A 16,397-nucleotide genomic window follows, 5' to 3' on the forward strand; every position below is an offset into this window, starting at 1 on the left:
CTTCGTTGCGGCGCCCGGCAGGCGCCGCGGGTGCCTCATCTGCGATTCAGGTCTGCGCCACGATCGGATTGCGCAGCACGCCGATGCCCTCGATTTCGACCTCGCACACGTCGCCCGGCTTCATGAAACGGGGCGGCTTGCGGCTCCAGCCCACGCCGGCCGGCGTGCCGGTCGCGATCACGTCTCCCGGAACCAGCGTGAAGATCGCGGAAGCGTAGGCAATCAGCTTCGGAACGCTGAAGATCATGTGGCCGGTGTGGCTGGACTGCATGAGTTCGCCGTTCAGCCGCACCTCGAGCTTCAGGGGCTTGCCGGGCTCGATCTCGTCGGCCGTGACCATCCACGGGCCGAAGCCGCCGGTCGACTCGAAGTTCTTGCCGGACGCGATCTGCTTGGCGTGGAACTGCCATTCGCGGATGCTGCCGTCGTTGTAGCAGGAGTAGCCGGCCACGTGCTCGTAGGCGCGCTCCTCGGGAATGTTCCGGCCTTCCTTGCCGATGATCACCGCGAGCTCGCCTTCCCAGTCGAGCGACTCGGACACCTTTGGCAACACGATCGGCTGGTTGTGCGCGCACTGCGAGCGCCAGACGCGCAGGAAGATCGGCGGCTGCTCGGACAGTTCGCGCTGCATGCCCGCCGCGATCACCTCCTGGTGGTGGTCCATGTAGTTGCGCACTGCGCAGACGATCTTCTCCGGACGCGGAATCACCGGCAGGAAGGTGATGTCCGCGAGCTTCGCATCGGCAGCGCGCCCCGCCACGTGCTTTGCAGCCTCGAGGTACGCGCCGGAGCCGATGTAGTCGGCCAGCGTGGCGTACTGGGGAAAGACCTTCCCGAGGTCGACGACGCCGTCGCCGACGACGGCGCCCCAGGTCTCGCGACCACCATTGATGAAGGAAAGCAGTTTCATTGAGTCTCCGTTGAAAGTTCCTGGATCGGTTCGAGCGATCAGCCGCGCCGCGGGACCGAAGCGGCGGCCTCGAAATCCGCCTGCCACTGGTCGAGCGGCTTGAAGGTGGGATCGGCCCGGCAGATGGCTTCCGTTTCGCGCATCAGTTCGTCGTCGCTCTTGGACAGGTCGAGCGGGTCCCCGTGCGGCTGCGCAATGTAGAAAGGCATGTCGACGTAGACCTCTACCGTGTTGCCCTCGGGGTCATGCATGTAGACGGACAGGGCGTTGCCGTGGTTCAGCCCGCGCACGTTGGTTGCGCCCATCTCCGCCGCAAGGCGGGAAATATCCCGCAGGTGCTGGATGTCGGGCACGGCGAACGAGATCTGCATCACGGTGCTGAAAGTGGCCTCAGGGGGCCGACCCGATGCCAGCACCAGCTGGTGGTGCTGGTCGGGGCTCGCGCTCATGAACACCAGCGTGTTCTTGAAGGTCCGGCCGACCCCGCGATCCGTGATCGTCAGGCCGAAGACCTTGGTGTAGAACTCCACCATGCGCTCGACGTCGGTGACGTAGATGCCGAAGTGCGATGGTGTCGGACGGCTGACTTTCAGCATGAGGTCTCCTCGGGTGCCTGTCTTGCAGGGGCTCAGTGCGATCTCGATCCCGCGGCGGCACGCATCGCGAGATCTACATTGCGCCGCGTGCTCTCGATGTGATCGGCAAGCAGAGCGCAGGCCGTTCCGGCATCACGGCGCAGCGCCGCATCCATCAGCTTGCGGTGCTCCGTCGATTTCCGGCGTCGAACCTGGCGATGACGCGCCGAGTACCGCCGGTAGCGTTCCGCCTGGTCGAAGAGGCTCGCGCTCCATTGCTTCTGGCGCTCCGACGGGCAGGCGGAAAGAAGCGTCATGTGGAAGTCGCGATGAACCCGCGACCAGTCGTCGTCGAGCACGAGAGGGCCGTCACCGAAGCGCGACTCGATCCGCTCGAGCAGGTGGAAGGCCGCGACCACGGCCGCTTCCCAGGCATCGTCGCCGTGCGCGATCGCATCCGCCAGGGCCGGGACGTCGAGCATGAGGCGCATCCGGGTGATGTCCTCGAGATCGGCCAGCGAGATCGCTGCCACCCGGAAGCCGCGCCGCTCGTCCGCGCGCACCAGCCCTTCCTGGGACAGGCGGGTCAAGGCCTCGCGCAGCGGGCTGCTGGAGAAGCCGTAGAGGTGCTGAAGCTCCTCGAGCTTCAGTTTCGCGCTCGACTCGAACCGTCCTTTCAGGATGTCTCCGCGCAGGCGGGCGAAGGCCTGCTCTGCCAAGGTCGGTGCATGGTCGTCTTGTTTTTGCATGACGTTCATTTTATGCACAAAGTTGGGGTCATGACAAATTTCTTGCACAGCCGCCGACCGAACTTGCTCGTAACGGGTCGCCCATCGCTCGCCGGCCCTCACCGGCCAGGCGTCGGTCCAAGTGCCGGTGGTCACCATGTCGCCTGCCCTCAGGTCGGCCGCGCCAGCGCATGAGCGCAGCTCGGCAGCGGAGTGCCCGAGCGCGAGCAGCGGATCATCCAGCACGTTGGCGCCGATGCCCAGCTCCACGAACTCGCCGCTCCGGAACAACTCGACGCGAGCTGCGGCCAGCGCGGTTTCGTAGGCCGAGGCGAGGCCGCCGAAGTCGACGCTGCCAGCCGGCCACGGCTCGCTGCTAACGCTGTGATCGAGGATCTGGCGGGTCGTGAGCATCTTCGGCGGCGCGGTGAGTCCGCAGCCAGAGTCTGCTGGGCGCGGAGCGTCGCGCGCATCCGTATGGGACGTCGATCGACGTTTCGAGGCCCCTCACGCCGAAGCACGGCGGCGATCCTTGCGAGAGTCAGTGGTGCAGAAGGTCTTTCGCGAGGCATGCGGATGGGGGCCAGCACCGCCCGAGCATTTTCAGGTAGGTGCCGTTCAGGACGAATGGCGGGGGCATGGCGGGGACCTCGGGCGGTAGCAAGCGGTCTCCCCGGCTTGACGGGTGTCAAGGAGCCAATGAGTGCCCGAATGCTCTAATCGGTTCGCGTTGGCTTGTTCACCTTCGGGCTTGCGGGCCATGGCCTGCCTCTTGGCCAGGGCAGACACGTCTTTCAGGTCAGACTCGGGGGCGCCAAGTGATCGTCCGGTGGCTCGCAATCGGTTTCATGGCAATGCTTGCCGCATGCGGAGGCGGCGGAGGCGATGATTCCACCGTGATCGACGATCCCGACAAGGTCGGCGCCGGCTGGGTCACGATCGAGGTGCCAACCCCGCCCGCCTATTCGACCGACTCGCCGGGGGTATTTCTCTCGGGCGAGGCGTTCATCAGCCCGACGTGGTCGCGTTGCTGCAGCGGCAGCGCCACCGATACCGGGGTGACCGTCACCTGGTCCAACGCAGCGACAGGCGAGAGTGGCCAGGCCACCCAGCGGGTCAGCTACGTCTGGCTGTTCGGCACGGCGATCCTGGGCACCCACACGTGGTGGGAAGGTATCGACCTGGCGCTCGGCGACAACCCGATCACCGTGACCGCCACCGATCCCTCAGGCAACCTGGGGCGCGCGCGAATCACCGTGACGCGCACGCCGGACACCGTCGCGCCGACGATCACCTCCACGACGCCCGCGAACGGCGCAACCGGGGTGGCGGTCAACGGCTCGCTTCTCGTCGTCTTCAGCGAGCCGATGAACCCGGCGACGATGACTCCGTCGAACATATTGCTCCAGGACGAGTCGGGCGGCGCCGTTGCTGGAACCGTCAGCTACGCGGACCGGGTGGCAACCTACACCCCGGGCTCCCTGCTCGAGACGTCGAAGCGCCATACGGTGACCGTCACGACCGGCGTGAGGGACGAATCGGGCAATTCCCTCGCAGCGCCGTATACCTGGTCGTTCACGACCGGCACCCTGGACCTCGTTCCCCCTACCGTTGCGTCCACGTCCCCGGCGAATGGCGAGACATGCGTGCCGACCGAGGCTCCGGTGTCCGCTCGCTTCAGCGAAACGCTCTACAGGGAGTCGGTGAACGAAAGCAGTTTCCTGCTGAAGGACGCAACGAACCAGCTGGTCAGCGGCTCGGTCGGGGTTGACTACACTGGCACGCTCTACCTGTTCCCCAGGAATCCGCTGGCCAACGCAGCAACGTACACCGCGACGCTCACGACCGGCATCGAGGACCTCGCCCGCAATCCGCTGGCCACGGAGTATTCCTGGTCTTTCACGACGCAGCCCGCAGGCAGCGGCATGTGGGGCACGACATCGACGACCGGCGCGCCGACGCCGAGGACGGGCCACACCGCCGTCTGGACCGGCAGCCGGATGATCGTATGGGGCGGCGGCTACGCGGACGGCGCGAGCTACGAGCCGGCATCCGACGCCTGGTCCCCGATCAGCGGCGCGGCCGCGCCGGAATCGCGCACCGACCACGTCGCCGTCTGGACCGGCAGCCGGATGATCGTGTGGGGCGGCGTCAGGCCTGGCGCATACCTTGACTCGGGCGCGCTCTACGATCCGACGTCGGACACGTGGAGCCCGATGTCGGCATCCGGCGCGCCGTCGCCGCGTTCCTCGGCCACGGCGGTGTGGACTGGCGCCGAAATGATCGTCTGGGGAGGTTACGGCAGCGGCGGCGTGCCCCAGGGCGACGGCGCGCGCTACGACCCGTCGACGAACACCTGGTCGCCGATCTCCGCAGCCGGCTCGCCCAGCCCTCGCGTCTTCCACACGGCCGTGTGGACGGGCAGCGAGATGATCGTGTGGGGAGGGGGCAACACCAGCGGAAGCCTGGGCGATGGCGCACGGTACGACCCGGCTGCCGACGCGTGGTCGCCGATTCCCGCATCCGGCGCGCCGAGCCCGCGGGCAGCACACTCGGCGGTGTGGACCGGGAAGGAGATGCTGGTCTGGGGCGGCAGGAATGCGACGGATCCGCTGCGCTCCGGAGGCAGGTTCAGCCCGGCCTCCGGCTCCTGGGCGCCGATCGGCGAACTCTGCGCGCCCCTGGCCCGCTACGGCCACGTCAGCGTCTGGACCGGGACCGAAATGCTGGTCTGGGGAGGTGGCCAGGCGAACGGCCCGCACTACTCGGCGGGCGGACGCTATTTGCCTGGCACGGATACCTGGCAGGCGATCCCGGTGATCGGAGCGCCCGCCCCGCGAATGGGTCACACCGCGGTGTGGGACGGAGGCGGCATGATTCTCTGGGGCGGCTACGACGTATTCCTCACGAACCTGGACAGCGGAGGACGCTACCAGCCGCAGTGAACCCGGGAGATGCGGACCTAGCGCTGCCGCACGTAACTCCCCGGCGCGTCCTCGATCGGCGCGTAGCCCTTGCGCGGCGCGCCCATCGCGGGAGGCTTGACCCGCACGCCCGAACGGGCCGCGAGCCAGGCCTGCCAGGCCGGCCACCAGGAGCCCTCGTGCTTCGTGGCGGCCTCGACCCACTCGTCCGGCGCCATGTGCGGATCGGCCAGCCCGCGGGTGAGCATGCGGTAGTGCCGCTTAGGGTGCACCGGCCCGCTGATGATGCCCGCGTTGTGGCCACCCGAGGTGAGCAGGAAGGTGAAGTCGTCCGAGCGCACCAGGTTGTCGACCTTGTAGACCGATTTCCAGGGCGCCACGTGGTCGGTCTCGGTGCCCACGACGAACATCGGCACCCGGATGTCGGAGAGCCGTACCAGCCTGCCACCCACCGGGAACCGGTTCGTCGCGAGCTCGTTGTCCAGGTACAGGCGATACAGGTACTCGGTGTGCATGCGCCAGGGCATTCGCGTGCCGTCGGCGTTCCAGGCCATCAGGTCGACCATCGGCGCGCGCTGCCCCTTCAGGTACTGGTCGACAATCGGTTGCCAGAGCAGGTCCTGCGCGCGCAGCAGCACGAAGGCCCCGCTCATCTGGCGGCTCTCGAGCACCCCCTTGCGGTGCATCGTGGCCTCGAGCATCGCGAGCTGGCTCGGGTTGATGAAGAAGGCCAGCTCGCCAGGCTCGGTGAAATCGGTCTGCGCGGCGAACATCGTCACCGAGGCGAGCCGCTCGTCGCGGTCGCGCGCCAGCGCTGCCGCGCCGATCGACAGCAGCGTGCCGCCGATGCAGTAGCCCACCGCGTGGATGCGCCGCTTCGGCACGATCGCTGTCACCGCATCGATCGCGGCGCGCAGGCCCTTCTCGACGTAGTCGTCCATGCCCATCTCGCGGTCGCTCTCGTCGGGGTTCTTCCAGGAGATCATGAAGACGGTGTGCCCCTTGTCGACCAGGTACTTCACCATCGAGTTGCGCGGGCTCAGGTCGAGGATGTAGTACTTCATGATCCAGGCCGGCACGAACAGCACGGGCTCGGCGAACACGTCCTGCGTTGCCGGCGAGTACTGGATCAGCTCGATCAGCTCGTTGCGGAACACCACCTTGCCCGGCGTGACGGCCAGGGTCTCGCCGACCTCGAACGCTTCCACGCCCGCCGGCGCCGCGCCCCGCAGCGTGCGGTCGATGTCCTCGAAGAGGTGCTTCAGCCCGCGCGCCAGGTTCTGTCCCTGCTCGGCCTGGGTCAGCGCCAGCAGCTCCGGATTGGACGCAAGGAAGTTCGACGGCGAGCTCGCGTCGAGCAGCATCCGCAGGGCGAACTCCAGCAGCTGCGAGTGGTACTCGGTGACCCCACCCACGCCGCCGATCGCCGACTTCATCAGCGCCGCGTTGTTCTGGTAAGCGCGGGCATACACGTTGAAGGGAAAGCGCGTCCAGTCGCTGCCGCCGAAGCGGCGGTCGGCTTCGCCTTCGAAACCCTCGGCCGGCGACACGCTCTCGCCGCCCAGCGCCCGCAGCGCGAAGGCCCAGGTATCCTGCGCGCGCTCGAAGGCCTGCTTCTGCAGCGCGGCCTGGCGGCTCGGCGACTGCGCCAGGTGCATCGCCCAGTCGGCCCAGGCGGTGGTGAACGCGGTCGGCGCCATGCCGGCGGTCATCTGCGAGAGCTGCGCGCGAAACTCGCGGTCGAAATCGTGGGTCTCGGGAACGGGCTGGCCCGGCTTGCTCATCGGCGTCTCCCCCTGCTCTGCTCTTGGCTTTGCGGGCAGTCTACGGCAACCCGCACGTCCCGACGCCGGACCGCCACCGTTCGGCCTTCTCCGGAGGCTGCAGCGCGCTATCGGGGAACCTGCAGGCGCGCGAGTGTTCGGGTCATGATCGATAGCCACGCGGCTCGAGCAGGGTCAGGATCTGCCTCGAGACCAACCGGGTCCGGAGCCGCACGAACCACGAGCGCCGACTTGCCCCTGCGGAGAATGGACACCATAATCTCCGCATGAAACGCGGAGATTATCGCTACATCTGGCAGGCCCGCGACTGGCCGAACTGGCGATACGACCTGGCGGCGCTGGCCGACCCGATGGCCGAGGTCAGTCGCGCGCAGGGCTTGCTGATGGGCCGCCTGACAGACGCCGGAATGCCCTTGCGCGATCAGGCGAGCCTGGCTGCGCTCACCGAAGATGCGGTCAAGACCAGCGAGATCGAAGGCGAGCGGCTGGATGTCGAATCCGTGCGCTCCAGCATCGCCCGGCGCCTGGGCCTGGACATCGGCGCGCTGGCCCCGGTGGATCGCCACGTCGAAGGCATCGTCGACATGGTCCTCGATGCCACCGCCAACTGTCATGCGCCGGTATCGCGCAAGCGCCTGTTCGGCTGGCACGCCGCCCTCTTCCCCACCGGCTACTCGGGCCTTGACGAGATCAGGGTTGGCCGCTGGCGCGACGACGCCCGCGGCCCGATGCAGGTCGTGTCGGGCCCGGTCGGCAGGCAGCACGTGCACTTCGAGGCCCCCCCTGCAGATCACCTGGAGGCGGAGACACGGCAATTCCTCGACTGGATCAATGCCCCGCCCGGGGAACCGGCGCTGCTGAGGGCCGGCATCGGTCACTTGTGGTTCGTCACGCTACACCCGTTCGACGACGGCAACGGCCGGATCGCCCGGGCCATCGGCGACCTGCTGCTGGCACGCGCCGACGGCAGCCCCCAGCGCTTCTACAGCCTGTCGGCGCAGATCCAGCGCGAGCGCAAGGCCTACTACGACATCCTGGAGCGCACGCAGAAGGGAACGCTCGACGTTACCGAGTGGCTCGCCTGGTTCCTCGAAACCTTGCACCGGGCCATCGACCAGGCCCAGCATGACCTCGACACCGTACTTGCCAGGGCGCGCTTCTGGCAGCGATGGGGCGCGCAGCCCTTGAACGAAAGGCAGGTGAAATTGCTCAACCGCCTGCTCGACGGCTTCGAAGGCAAGCTCACCACCAGCAAGTGGGCGGCGATCACCAGATGCTCGCCCGATACGGCCCTGCGCGACATCAGCGACCTGCTTGCGCGGGGCCTGCTGCGGAAATCGGACGCGGGAGGACGCAGCACCAGCTACGAGCTGAACGAGCCGCCGCAATAGAAGCCGGCATGGCCCGCGCTGCGCCCGGCCCGGTCCGGCGCACGAGCGCCGCGCGCCAGCGTCGAGCCTTGGCTTAGACTGCCCCCGACACAACCGGAGACGCCGATGATCCAGCGAATTCCCCACTGCGCGCACTGGGGCGCATTCACGATCCTCGTGGACGGCGGGAAGATCGTCGGCATCGAGCCGTTCGACAAGGATCCCGCGCCCTCGCCGATCATCCAGGCGGTCAAGGACTGGATGGATCCGTCGCGCCGCATCGCCGGCCCGATGGTGCGGGAGGGCTGGCTGAGCAAACGCGAAGGCAGCGACCGCAGCGGGCGCGGGCGCGAGCGCTTCGTGCCGGTCGGCTGGGACGAGGCCGCCCGGCTGGTGGCGGGCGAGATCGACCGTGTGCGCCGCCAGCACGGCAACGATTCGATCTTCGCCGGATCGTACGGCTGGACCTCGGCCGGGCGCTTCCACCACGCGCAGAGCCAGATCAAGCGGCTGCTGAACCTGGTCGGCGGCTACACCGGGCACAAGGACACCTACAGCTACGGCGCGGGCGCGGTCATCGCGCGCCACGTGCTCGGCAGCGATGCCGACTACCTCGGCCTGGGCACCTCGCTCGAGGCGGTGTCGAATCACGCCGAGGTGGTGCTCGCCTTCGGCGGGCTCACGCCGCGAACCGCGCAGAACGAGGCCGGCGGCGTCGCGCGCCACACCCTGGAAACGCACCTCCGGCGGCTCGCTAGCCGCAAGGCCCGGGTGGTGCTGGTCTCGCCGCGCCGCGACGACACGCCCGACTGGCTGAACGCGGAATGGTGGCCGATCATTCCCGGCACCGACGCGGCGCTGCTGCTCGGCCTGGCCGGAGAGGTCGTCGCGCGCGGCCGGCAGGACGCGGACTTCCTGTCGCGCTGCTGCAGTGGCTCGGACGAGTTCCTCGCCTACCTGAGCGGGCGCACCGACGGCATCGCGAAGAACGCCGAATGGGCCGCGCCGATCACCGGGCTCGACGCCGACCGGATCCGCAAGCTTGCGGTATCGCTGGGCGGCCGCCGGACCTTCATCTCGCAGAGCTGGAGCCTGCAGCGCGCGGTGCACGGCGAACAGCCCTGGTGGGCCGCGGTGGGCCTGGCCTCGGTGCTCGGCCAGATCGGCCTGCCCGGCGGCGGCGTGGCCTTCGGCTTCGGCTCGACCGCCGGCACCGGCGCCGCGGTCACGCTCGGCCCGTCGCCCGCGCTGCCGCAAGGGCGCAAGCCGAACGCGAGCTTCATCCCGGTAGCGCGCATCGCGGACCTGCTGCTGAACCCCGGCGCGCCCTTCACCTACGAAGGCCGGGAGCACCGCTACCCAGACATCCGCCTGGTCTACTGGGCCGGCGGCAACCCGTTCCATCACCACCAGGACCTGAACCGGCTCGGCAAGGCCTGGCAGCGCCCCGAGACCATCGTCGTGCAGGAGCCGCTCTGGACGCCCACCGCGCAACGCGCGGACATCGTGCTGCCCGCGACGACCTCGATCGAGCGCAACGACATCGCAGGCAACCGGCGCTCCGAGTACGTGCTGGCGATGCGCAAGGCGGTCGAACCCTTCGGGCAGTCGCGCAGCGACTACGAGATCATGCGGCACGTGGCGAGCGAGCTGGGCGTGGAGCAGGCGTTCACCGAAGGCCGCGACGAGATGGGCTGGCTGCGCCACCTGTACGGCGAGATGTCCACCGTGCTGCGCGAGCGGCTAGGGCACGAGATGCCGGCGTTCGACGCGTTCTGGGAGCGCGGCCACGCGCAGCTTGCCTGCCGATCCGGCTACCAGCACATGGCCGACTTCCGCGCGGATCCGAAGGCGCACCCGATCCAGACCGAATCGGGGCGGATCGTGCTCCACAGCAAGACGCTGGAAAAGCTCGGCTATGCCGACTGCCCGCCGCACCCGAGCTGGCTCGAGCCGCCCGAGTGGCTGAACGGCCCGCTCGCCGAGCGCTTCCCCTTCCACCTGATCAGCCCTCAGCCGCCGCTGAAGCTGCACAGCCAGATCGACTACGGCGCGCTGAGCCAGTCGGGCAAGGTGGGCGGGCGCGAGGCGGTCACCCTCAACCCCGAAGACGCGCAGCGGCTCGAGCTGAGCGACGGCGACGTGGCCGAACTGTGGAACGACCGCGGCCGCTGCCTGGCGGGCGTGAGGATCTCGGATTCGATCCGGCAAGGCGTGGCGTCGCTGCCGACGGGCGCCTGGTTCTCGCCGAGCTCGGATGCCCAGGGGGCGATCGAAGACTCGGGCAACCCGAACGTGCTGACGCTGGATCGCGGGAGCTCGGCCTTTTCGGGCGGATGCAGCGCGCACACTTGCCTGGTGGGGATTCGGCGGTACGAACTTGGGGCGTTGCGGGGAAAGTGAGGCGGTCCTTCGTTGGCTAGACGTAACCCGGCCCCTCGATGACGGGATGGGCGCGAATGAACTCCTCATCGATCTCGACACCCAGTCCGGGAGCCTCGGGAGGAAGCACGAACCCCTCCGGATCGACCTCGCAAGCCTTGCTGGTCAGCCGATCGCGAAAGAGGTTTTCCGTCGAGGCATCGGCCTCGTAGTAGCCGCCATTGTCGATGCTGGCCAGGAAGTGCAGCGTCGCCGCCATGTTCAGCCCGGTTGCCGAGGTGTGCGGGTTGATGCGCAGCTTCCAGGCCGAGGCGAGCGCAGCGATGCGCAGCCCCTCGGTCAGCCCGCCGGTCTTCGACAAGTCGGGCTGAATGACCGAGATGACGCCGTCCTCGATTACCCGCTGAAACTCGAACCGGGTGTAGTGATTCTCGCCCGCTGCCAGGGGCGTGGAGCCGAACCCCGCTGCAGCGCGGTAGCTGCGCGCGTCGTGCGGCGGGAACGGCTCCTCGAGCCAGCCGACCCGGAGCGCGTCGAAGGCAGGCATCGCGTGCCGCGCATCGTCCACCGTGTAGTTGGTGTTCGCATCGACGAGGATCTCGATGGACTCCCCGAGAGCCTTGCGGACCGCCTCGACCCGTTCAACGTCCGCCCGCCAGGAGTCACCGACGCGCAGCTTCAGCGCGCGGTAGCCCCGCTCGACCAGTCCGCGCGCCTCGTCGACCAATTGGGCGGGCGGCTGGTAGCCGAGGGAGATCCCCCCTGCATAGGCCGGGATCGGCTTAGAGCGCCCGCCCAGAAGGCGATACAGGGGCCAGCCGACCGCCTTGGCGCGCAGGTCCCAGAGGGCCATGTCGACGCCGCTCAGCGCGATTGCCGATGCCGCACCCATGCCGTGGCTCGAGAGCTGCATCTTGTACACACGCTCCCAGACGCCGACAACGTCGGTGGCCTCCATGCCCATCACCAGATTGGCGAGCGTCGTGTTGATGAGGTGCGCGACGCTTCCGGGCGCCCTTCCATGATGCGCCTCCCCCCAGCCGACCAGACCCTCGTCCGTGCCGATCTTGACGATCACCGTATCGCGCTTGACGGTTCGCCCGATCCCCAGCCGGACGGCGCCGGCACTGGAAACCCGGAAGGACAGAGGGTAGGCCTTGATTTCGCTGATCTTCATCTCAGGAGAACAGTTGATGGTGGGTCATGCGCCGAGGTACGACTCGCGAAGCGCCGGGTCGTTCCGGAGATCCGCAGCCCGGCCGGAAAAGGCGACTCGGCCGTTCTCGAGCACGTATGCCCGATCCGCGATCCGCAGTGCGATGTGCGCGCTCTGCTCGGAAAGCAAGAGGGTCATGCCGCGCTCGCGGATCAGCCTGAGCGTCTCGTAGATTACCTTCACCATGACGGGCGCCAGCCCGAGGGAGGGCTCGTCGAGCAGCATGACGTCCGGCTCGCGAACCATCGCCCGCCCGATCGCGAGCATCTGCTGCTCGCCGCCCGACAAGGTGGCCGCGACCTGGTCGCTCCGCTCACGTAGCCGTGGAAACAATCCGTAGATCTCCTCGATCCGTTTCCCGACCTGGCCCCCGTCACGAACAACGTAGGCCCCCATCAGAAGGTTCTCGTGCACGGTCAGGTCGCCGAAGACCCGGCGCCCTTCCGGAGCGTATGCCATGCCGTGCGCTACCCGGACATCGCTCCTGGCCGCGCCGATTTGCTGACCGCGCAGCAGCACCTCGCCGCGCGGCGCCGGCACCAGCCCCATCAGGGCCCGCATGACGGAACTCTTTCCCGCGCCGTTCGCGCCGAGGATGGCGACGACCTCGCCCTGCCTCACCTCGATGGAAACCCCCTGGACCGCGTGAACCTTCCCATAGAAGACGTGCAGGTCGCGCGTCTCCAGGACCGGGGTCCCGCCATTGGCATCAGCGTTCGGCACTCGTCGCCTCCTCGGTTTCAGCCTCGCCGAAATAGGCGGCCAGGACACGGGGATCGTTGATGACTTCGGCCGAGGGGCCGTCGGCGATCTTCTCGCCGTGATCGAGGGCGATCACTCGCTGGCAAAGCCCGGTGACCATTCGCACGTCATGCTCGACCAGCGCAATCGTCACGCCTTCCTCGTGAACCGATTGGATCAACTCGCGCAACTCGCCGCGCTCGGCGGGATTCAAGCCGGCCGCCGGTTCATCGAGGAGCAGGAGACGAGGCTGCAAGGCGAGCGCCCTCGCAATCTCGAGCCGATTCTGTGCGCCGTACGGCAGGTCCTTGGCAGCAACATCTCCCCAATCGGAGAGTTGGACCCGCTCGAGGCACTCCCGTGCCAGCTCCAGGGCAGCAGCCGAGGCCGCGCGCGAAGAGGAAAGCCCGAAGACGTCGCCGGCGGCCGATCCTCCGCGGCCCTTCATCGCGGCGACCAGGACGTTTTCCAGCACGGTCATCGACCCGAAAAGCCGCTTGTTCTGGAATGTCCGAACGAGGCCGTGTCGAACGATGCCGGCGGCGCCCAGTCTCTCGATCCTCGCGCCGCCGAACGCGATGCGCCCCTGGTCACAGCGATAGATGCCGGACAGGACATTGAACAGCGTGCTCTTTCCGGAGCCGTTCGGGCCGATGATGCCAACGAGCTCGCCCTCGGCGATCTCGAGGTCGACATCCACCAACGCGCGCACGCCCCGGAAAGCCAGGCTCAACTTCGAAGCCTCGAGAAGCTTCATTGCGTCCCCTCCCCGGCCTGCGCCTTCGTACCCCGCCGCTGAACGAGCGTCAGAATGCCTTTCGGGAAGTACATCATCCCGAGCAGCAGGATCAGGCCGTAGACGATCATCCGGAACTCGCCGAAGGGCCTGAGGTATTCCGTCGCGGACTCGAGCACGGCGGTGGCGAAGATCATGCCTTCGAGCGAACGATAGCCGCCGAACATGCTCATCACGAGGAAGAGGACGGACGGCTCGAGGCCGAACATGTCCGGATGGATGTAGCGGACGTAGTGGGCATAGAGGAATCCTCCCGCCCCCGCCCATGCCGCGGACAAGGCCAAGGCCGTGACCTTGGCCCGGTTGACGTCGACCGCGACGGACGAGGCGGCCAGCTGGTCGTCGCTCAGGGCGCGCAGGAACAGCCCGAGCCGGCTGGCGATGATCCGCTTGGCCAGCACGTAGGAAACGGCGGCGAACGCCAGCGCCAGGAAGTAGAACTGATGAGTCGTCTCGAAAGCGTGGCCGCCGATGCTCACTGGCGGGATCGACCTGACCCCCTGCGGGCCGTTCGTCAGATCGATCCAGTTCATCAGGACGATCCAGACGATCTGCTGGATTCCGATCGTGGCCATCACGAAGTAGAGGCCCGCGAGGCGGACCGCAGCCCCGCCGAGCGTAACTGCGAGCAGCACAGTCACCAGGATCGCCGGCGCGAGTGTCGCGATCGGGCTCCAGCCAAAGCCCGTCGTGAGGAGCGCCGTCGTGTACGCGCCGACCCCGAAGAGCGCCCCCTGTGCAAGAGACACCCGCCCGGTGAATCCGGTGAGGAAGCCGAGCCCGATCACCGGCAGCGTGTAGATGAAGACGAAGTTGACGATGTGGACGACGTACTGCGGCGCAAAGGCCGGCAACACGGCAAGAGCCAGCAGCGCGAGCAGCGCCAACGACCAGCGCTTGTACGGTCTTTTCACCTTCACACCTTGATCGGAGTCTCGCGCCCGAGGAGCCCCGTGGGCCGCCAGACGAGCATGATCAGCAGAATGACGAAGGCGACCAGATCCTTGTATGCGGACGAGACATAGCCCCCCGCGAGATTCTCCAGGACGCCGATCACGACTCCGCCGAGGATCGTCCCGGCAACGCTGTTGATTCCACCGAAGACGGCCGCGGAGAAGGCCTTCAGGCCGACCATGTCCCCCATGTCGAAGGCGACGAAGTAGAGCGGTCCGATCAGGACTCCAGCCATGGCCGCGACAGCGAAGCTCAGGCCGAAGGTCGCCCCGATCGCCCGCGTCACGTTCACGCCCACCGCTCCGGCGATTTCGGCGTCGGAGGCAACCGAGCGCAGCGCCCGGCCGGCGCGGGTGTAGCTGAACATGACGTGCAGCAGCGCAACGAAGACAACAGTGCACCCGACGACCCAGAGACTGGCCTCCGGGACGCGGGCCGTCCCGATCTCCACGATCGCCGTCCCGAACACCTTCGGAAAGGGCACCGGCTCGGGGAAGAAGACGCGCACCCCGTTCATCAGGATGATCCCCAAGCCGATCGAGCCGACGATGAACACCTCGTGGTTGTGATAGAGGCGCCGGAACACGACGCGCTCCAGGATCATCCCGAGAACGAAGGCCACCGCCCCGACCGCGACCAGCAGCAACGGGGCGGGCAGCGGCACACGCTCGGCGATCACCAGCCCCAGGAATGCCCCGGCCATGAAGACGTGGCCCTGCGCGAAGTTCACCATCCGCAGCGTGCGGTAGACGAGCGTGAACCCCAGGCCGACGACCGCATAAATGCAGCCGGTGGCGAATCCGCCGATGACGAGTTGCTCGAACATGGCCGCCCCTTGCCAGGCTCACTGACCCTTGAAGGCCTGGAAGGCGCCGCCGCGCACCTCGACCAGGACCGACTGCTGGATCAGCTGACCGGTCTTGTCGAAATGGGCCTCACCGGGCACGCTGAAGATCTTGCCCTTCCAGCCCGAGAAGCACTGGCGCAGCTTCTCCTTGTCGGTGCCGGCGGCTTCCAGGCAGGGAACCGCGATGAACTTGATGGCCCGGTACTCCCATGCCGCCAGCACGGGGCGCGGCGGCTGGGAGCCGCCGCTGAACTCCTTGACATATCGCTCGGCCCAGGCCTTGGCTTCGGGATCGACGTCCTCGTGGAAGTAGGTCGTGAACACGGTCCCTTCCGAGGCCTTCGGCGCCAGCGTCATCAGGTTCTCGTTGGCGAGTCCGCCCGTGCCGATGAAGCGCGCCTTGATGCCGAGGTCGCGCGCCTGGTTCATGATCGCCGGCGCCGCGGGGATGGTCCCGAACACCGCGACGCCATCCGGGTTCGCCTCGCGGATGCGGCTCAGCTGTGCGGTGAAGTCCTTGTCGGCGCTCTGGTAGGAAACCACGCTGACCGGATCGACGCCGAGCTTCTTGAGGTTCTCGACGAAGACGTCGCGATTCCCGACTCCATAGTCGTTGGCGTCGTGGATGATCGCTATCCGCTTCATGCCGAGTCGCTTGACCGCGGCGTCGGCGATCTGCTCGGCCTGCACTGCGTCGGTGAAGATCACGCGGAACGTCCACTTGTTCTTCTCGGTCGTGATCTTCGGGTTGGTCGCTCCGACGACGATGTACGGGATTCCCGCGCGCTCGGCGACTTCCATGTTCGCGAGCACCTGAGAGCTGCCCCAGCCGCCGACGATCAGGTCGACTCCCTCGCTCGAGAGCCGCTGCATGGCGGTGACCGACTGCGCCGGATTGCTCGCGTCGTCGACGACGACCAGCGAGATCTTGCGACCCTTGACCCCGCCGGCGGCGTTGATCTCCTTGACCGCCATCTCGGCGCCCTGGCGGATGCCGATGCCGTAGGACGTCCCCGGCCCGGACATTCCCGCGATGACGCCCATCTTGATGTCCTGGGCCTGGGCGGACGTCGCGCTCGCAAGGACTGCGGCCGCCGACAAGGTGGTGAGTAGTGTTCCGATCTTCATCTCTCGCTCCCTTTGTGCCGAGACGGCACGCTCAAAAAACGG

The 16,397-nt window shown here is 67.6% G+C and carries 13 protein-coding genes; 3 read left to right on the forward strand and 10 right to left on the reverse strand.

What is annotated here, in order from left to right:
* Positions 1–46: 46 nt before the first annotated feature.
* Genes M6I34_RS07930 through M6I34_RS07940 form a run of 3 tightly spaced genes read right to left on the reverse strand, consistent with a single transcriptional unit; the run spans position 47 to position 2,627 of the window.
* Positions 47–910 (reverse strand): fumarylacetoacetate hydrolase family protein, encoded by an 864-nt coding sequence (locus M6I34_RS07930; RefSeq protein WP_272485155.1) that lies wholly within the window; start codon positions 908–910, stop codon positions 47–49.
* A gap of 38 nt (positions 911–948) precedes the next feature.
* The gene (locus M6I34_RS07935) at positions 949–1,506 is read right to left on the reverse strand and encodes a VOC family protein (RefSeq protein WP_272485156.1); all 558 of its coding nucleotides are present in this window, start codon (positions 1,504–1,506) and stop codon (positions 949–951) included.
* Positions 1,507–1,538: 32 nt separating this feature from the next.
* Positions 1,539–2,627, reverse strand: a complete 1,089-nt coding sequence (locus M6I34_RS07940) for an FCD domain-containing protein (RefSeq protein ID WP_272485157.1) — start codon at positions 2,625–2,627, stop codon at positions 1,539–1,541.
* A gap of 482 nt (positions 2,628–3,109) precedes the next feature.
* Here M6I34_RS07940 and M6I34_RS07945 point away from each other — a divergent pair, with 482 nt between their 5' ends.
* The gene (locus M6I34_RS07945) at positions 3,110–5,158 is read left to right on the forward strand and encodes a Kelch repeat-containing protein (RefSeq protein WP_272485158.1); all 2,049 of its coding nucleotides are present in this window, start codon (positions 3,110–3,112) and stop codon (positions 5,156–5,158) included.
* 17 nt (positions 5,159–5,175) lie between these two features.
* On the opposite strand, the gene M6I34_RS07950 is transcribed toward M6I34_RS07945, so the two are convergent.
* On the reverse strand, positions 5,176–6,921 hold the full coding sequence (locus M6I34_RS07950; RefSeq protein WP_272485159.1) for a PHA/PHB synthase family protein: 1,746 nt from the start codon (positions 6,919–6,921) through the stop codon (positions 5,176–5,178).
* A 266-nt stretch (positions 6,922–7,187) separates the two neighbouring features.
* Between M6I34_RS07950 and M6I34_RS07955 the strand changes: the two genes are divergently transcribed.
* Together M6I34_RS07955 and M6I34_RS07960 are read left to right on the forward strand one after the other, a co-directional pair.
* Complete coding sequence (locus M6I34_RS07955) at positions 7,188–8,312, forward strand: Fic family protein (protein ID WP_272485160.1); 1,125 nt, start codon at positions 7,188–7,190, stop codon at positions 8,310–8,312.
* Between the two features lie 105 nt (positions 8,313–8,417).
* Complete coding sequence (locus tag M6I34_RS07960) at positions 8,418–10,694, forward strand: molybdopterin-dependent oxidoreductase (protein WP_272485161.1); 2,277 nt, start codon at positions 8,418–8,420, stop codon at positions 10,692–10,694.
* A gap of 16 nt (positions 10,695–10,710) precedes the next feature.
* Here M6I34_RS07960 and M6I34_RS07965 read toward each other — a convergent pair whose 3' ends face one another.
* From M6I34_RS07965 to M6I34_RS07990, 6 genes are read right to left on the reverse strand one after another with little or no spacing between them, the layout of a single operon-like run.
* A complete protein-coding gene (locus tag M6I34_RS07965; RefSeq protein WP_272485162.1) occupies positions 10,711–11,850 on the reverse strand; it encodes a mandelate racemase/muconate lactonizing enzyme family protein in 1,140 nt (379 codons plus the stop codon).
* Positions 11,851–11,874: 24 nt separating this feature from the next.
* A complete protein-coding gene (locus M6I34_RS07970) occupies positions 11,875–12,612 on the reverse strand; it encodes an ABC transporter ATP-binding protein (protein ID WP_272485163.1) in 738 nt (245 codons plus the stop codon).
* Positions 12,599–13,387 carry an ABC transporter ATP-binding protein gene (locus M6I34_RS07975; protein ID WP_272485164.1) on the reverse strand — a complete coding sequence of 263 codons (789 nt, stop codon included), beginning with the start codon at positions 13,385–13,387 and terminating at the stop codon, positions 12,599–12,601. Before M6I34_RS07975 ends, M6I34_RS07970 begins: the two co-directional genes overlap by 14 nt.
* On the reverse strand, positions 13,384–14,346 hold the full coding sequence (locus M6I34_RS07980; RefSeq protein WP_272485165.1) for a branched-chain amino acid ABC transporter permease: 963 nt from the start codon (positions 14,344–14,346) through the stop codon (positions 13,384–13,386). The genes M6I34_RS07975 and M6I34_RS07980 overlap by 4 nt, the downstream gene beginning before the upstream one ends.
* Positions 14,343–15,206 (reverse strand): branched-chain amino acid ABC transporter permease, encoded by an 864-nt coding sequence (locus M6I34_RS07985; RefSeq protein WP_272485166.1) that lies wholly within the window; start codon positions 15,204–15,206, stop codon positions 14,343–14,345. The genes M6I34_RS07980 and M6I34_RS07985 overlap by 4 nt, the downstream gene beginning before the upstream one ends.
* 18 nt (positions 15,207–15,224) lie before the next feature.
* Entirely contained in the window at positions 15,225–16,355 is a 1,131-nt protein-coding gene (locus M6I34_RS07990; protein ID WP_272485167.1) for an ABC transporter substrate-binding protein, read from the reverse strand.
* Between the last annotated feature and the right edge of the window lie 42 nt (positions 16,356–16,397).

This window comes from Zeimonas sediminis, assembly GCF_023721795.1.
GTDB lineage: Bacteria > Pseudomonadota > Gammaproteobacteria > Burkholderiales > Burkholderiaceae_E > Zeimonas > Zeimonas sediminis.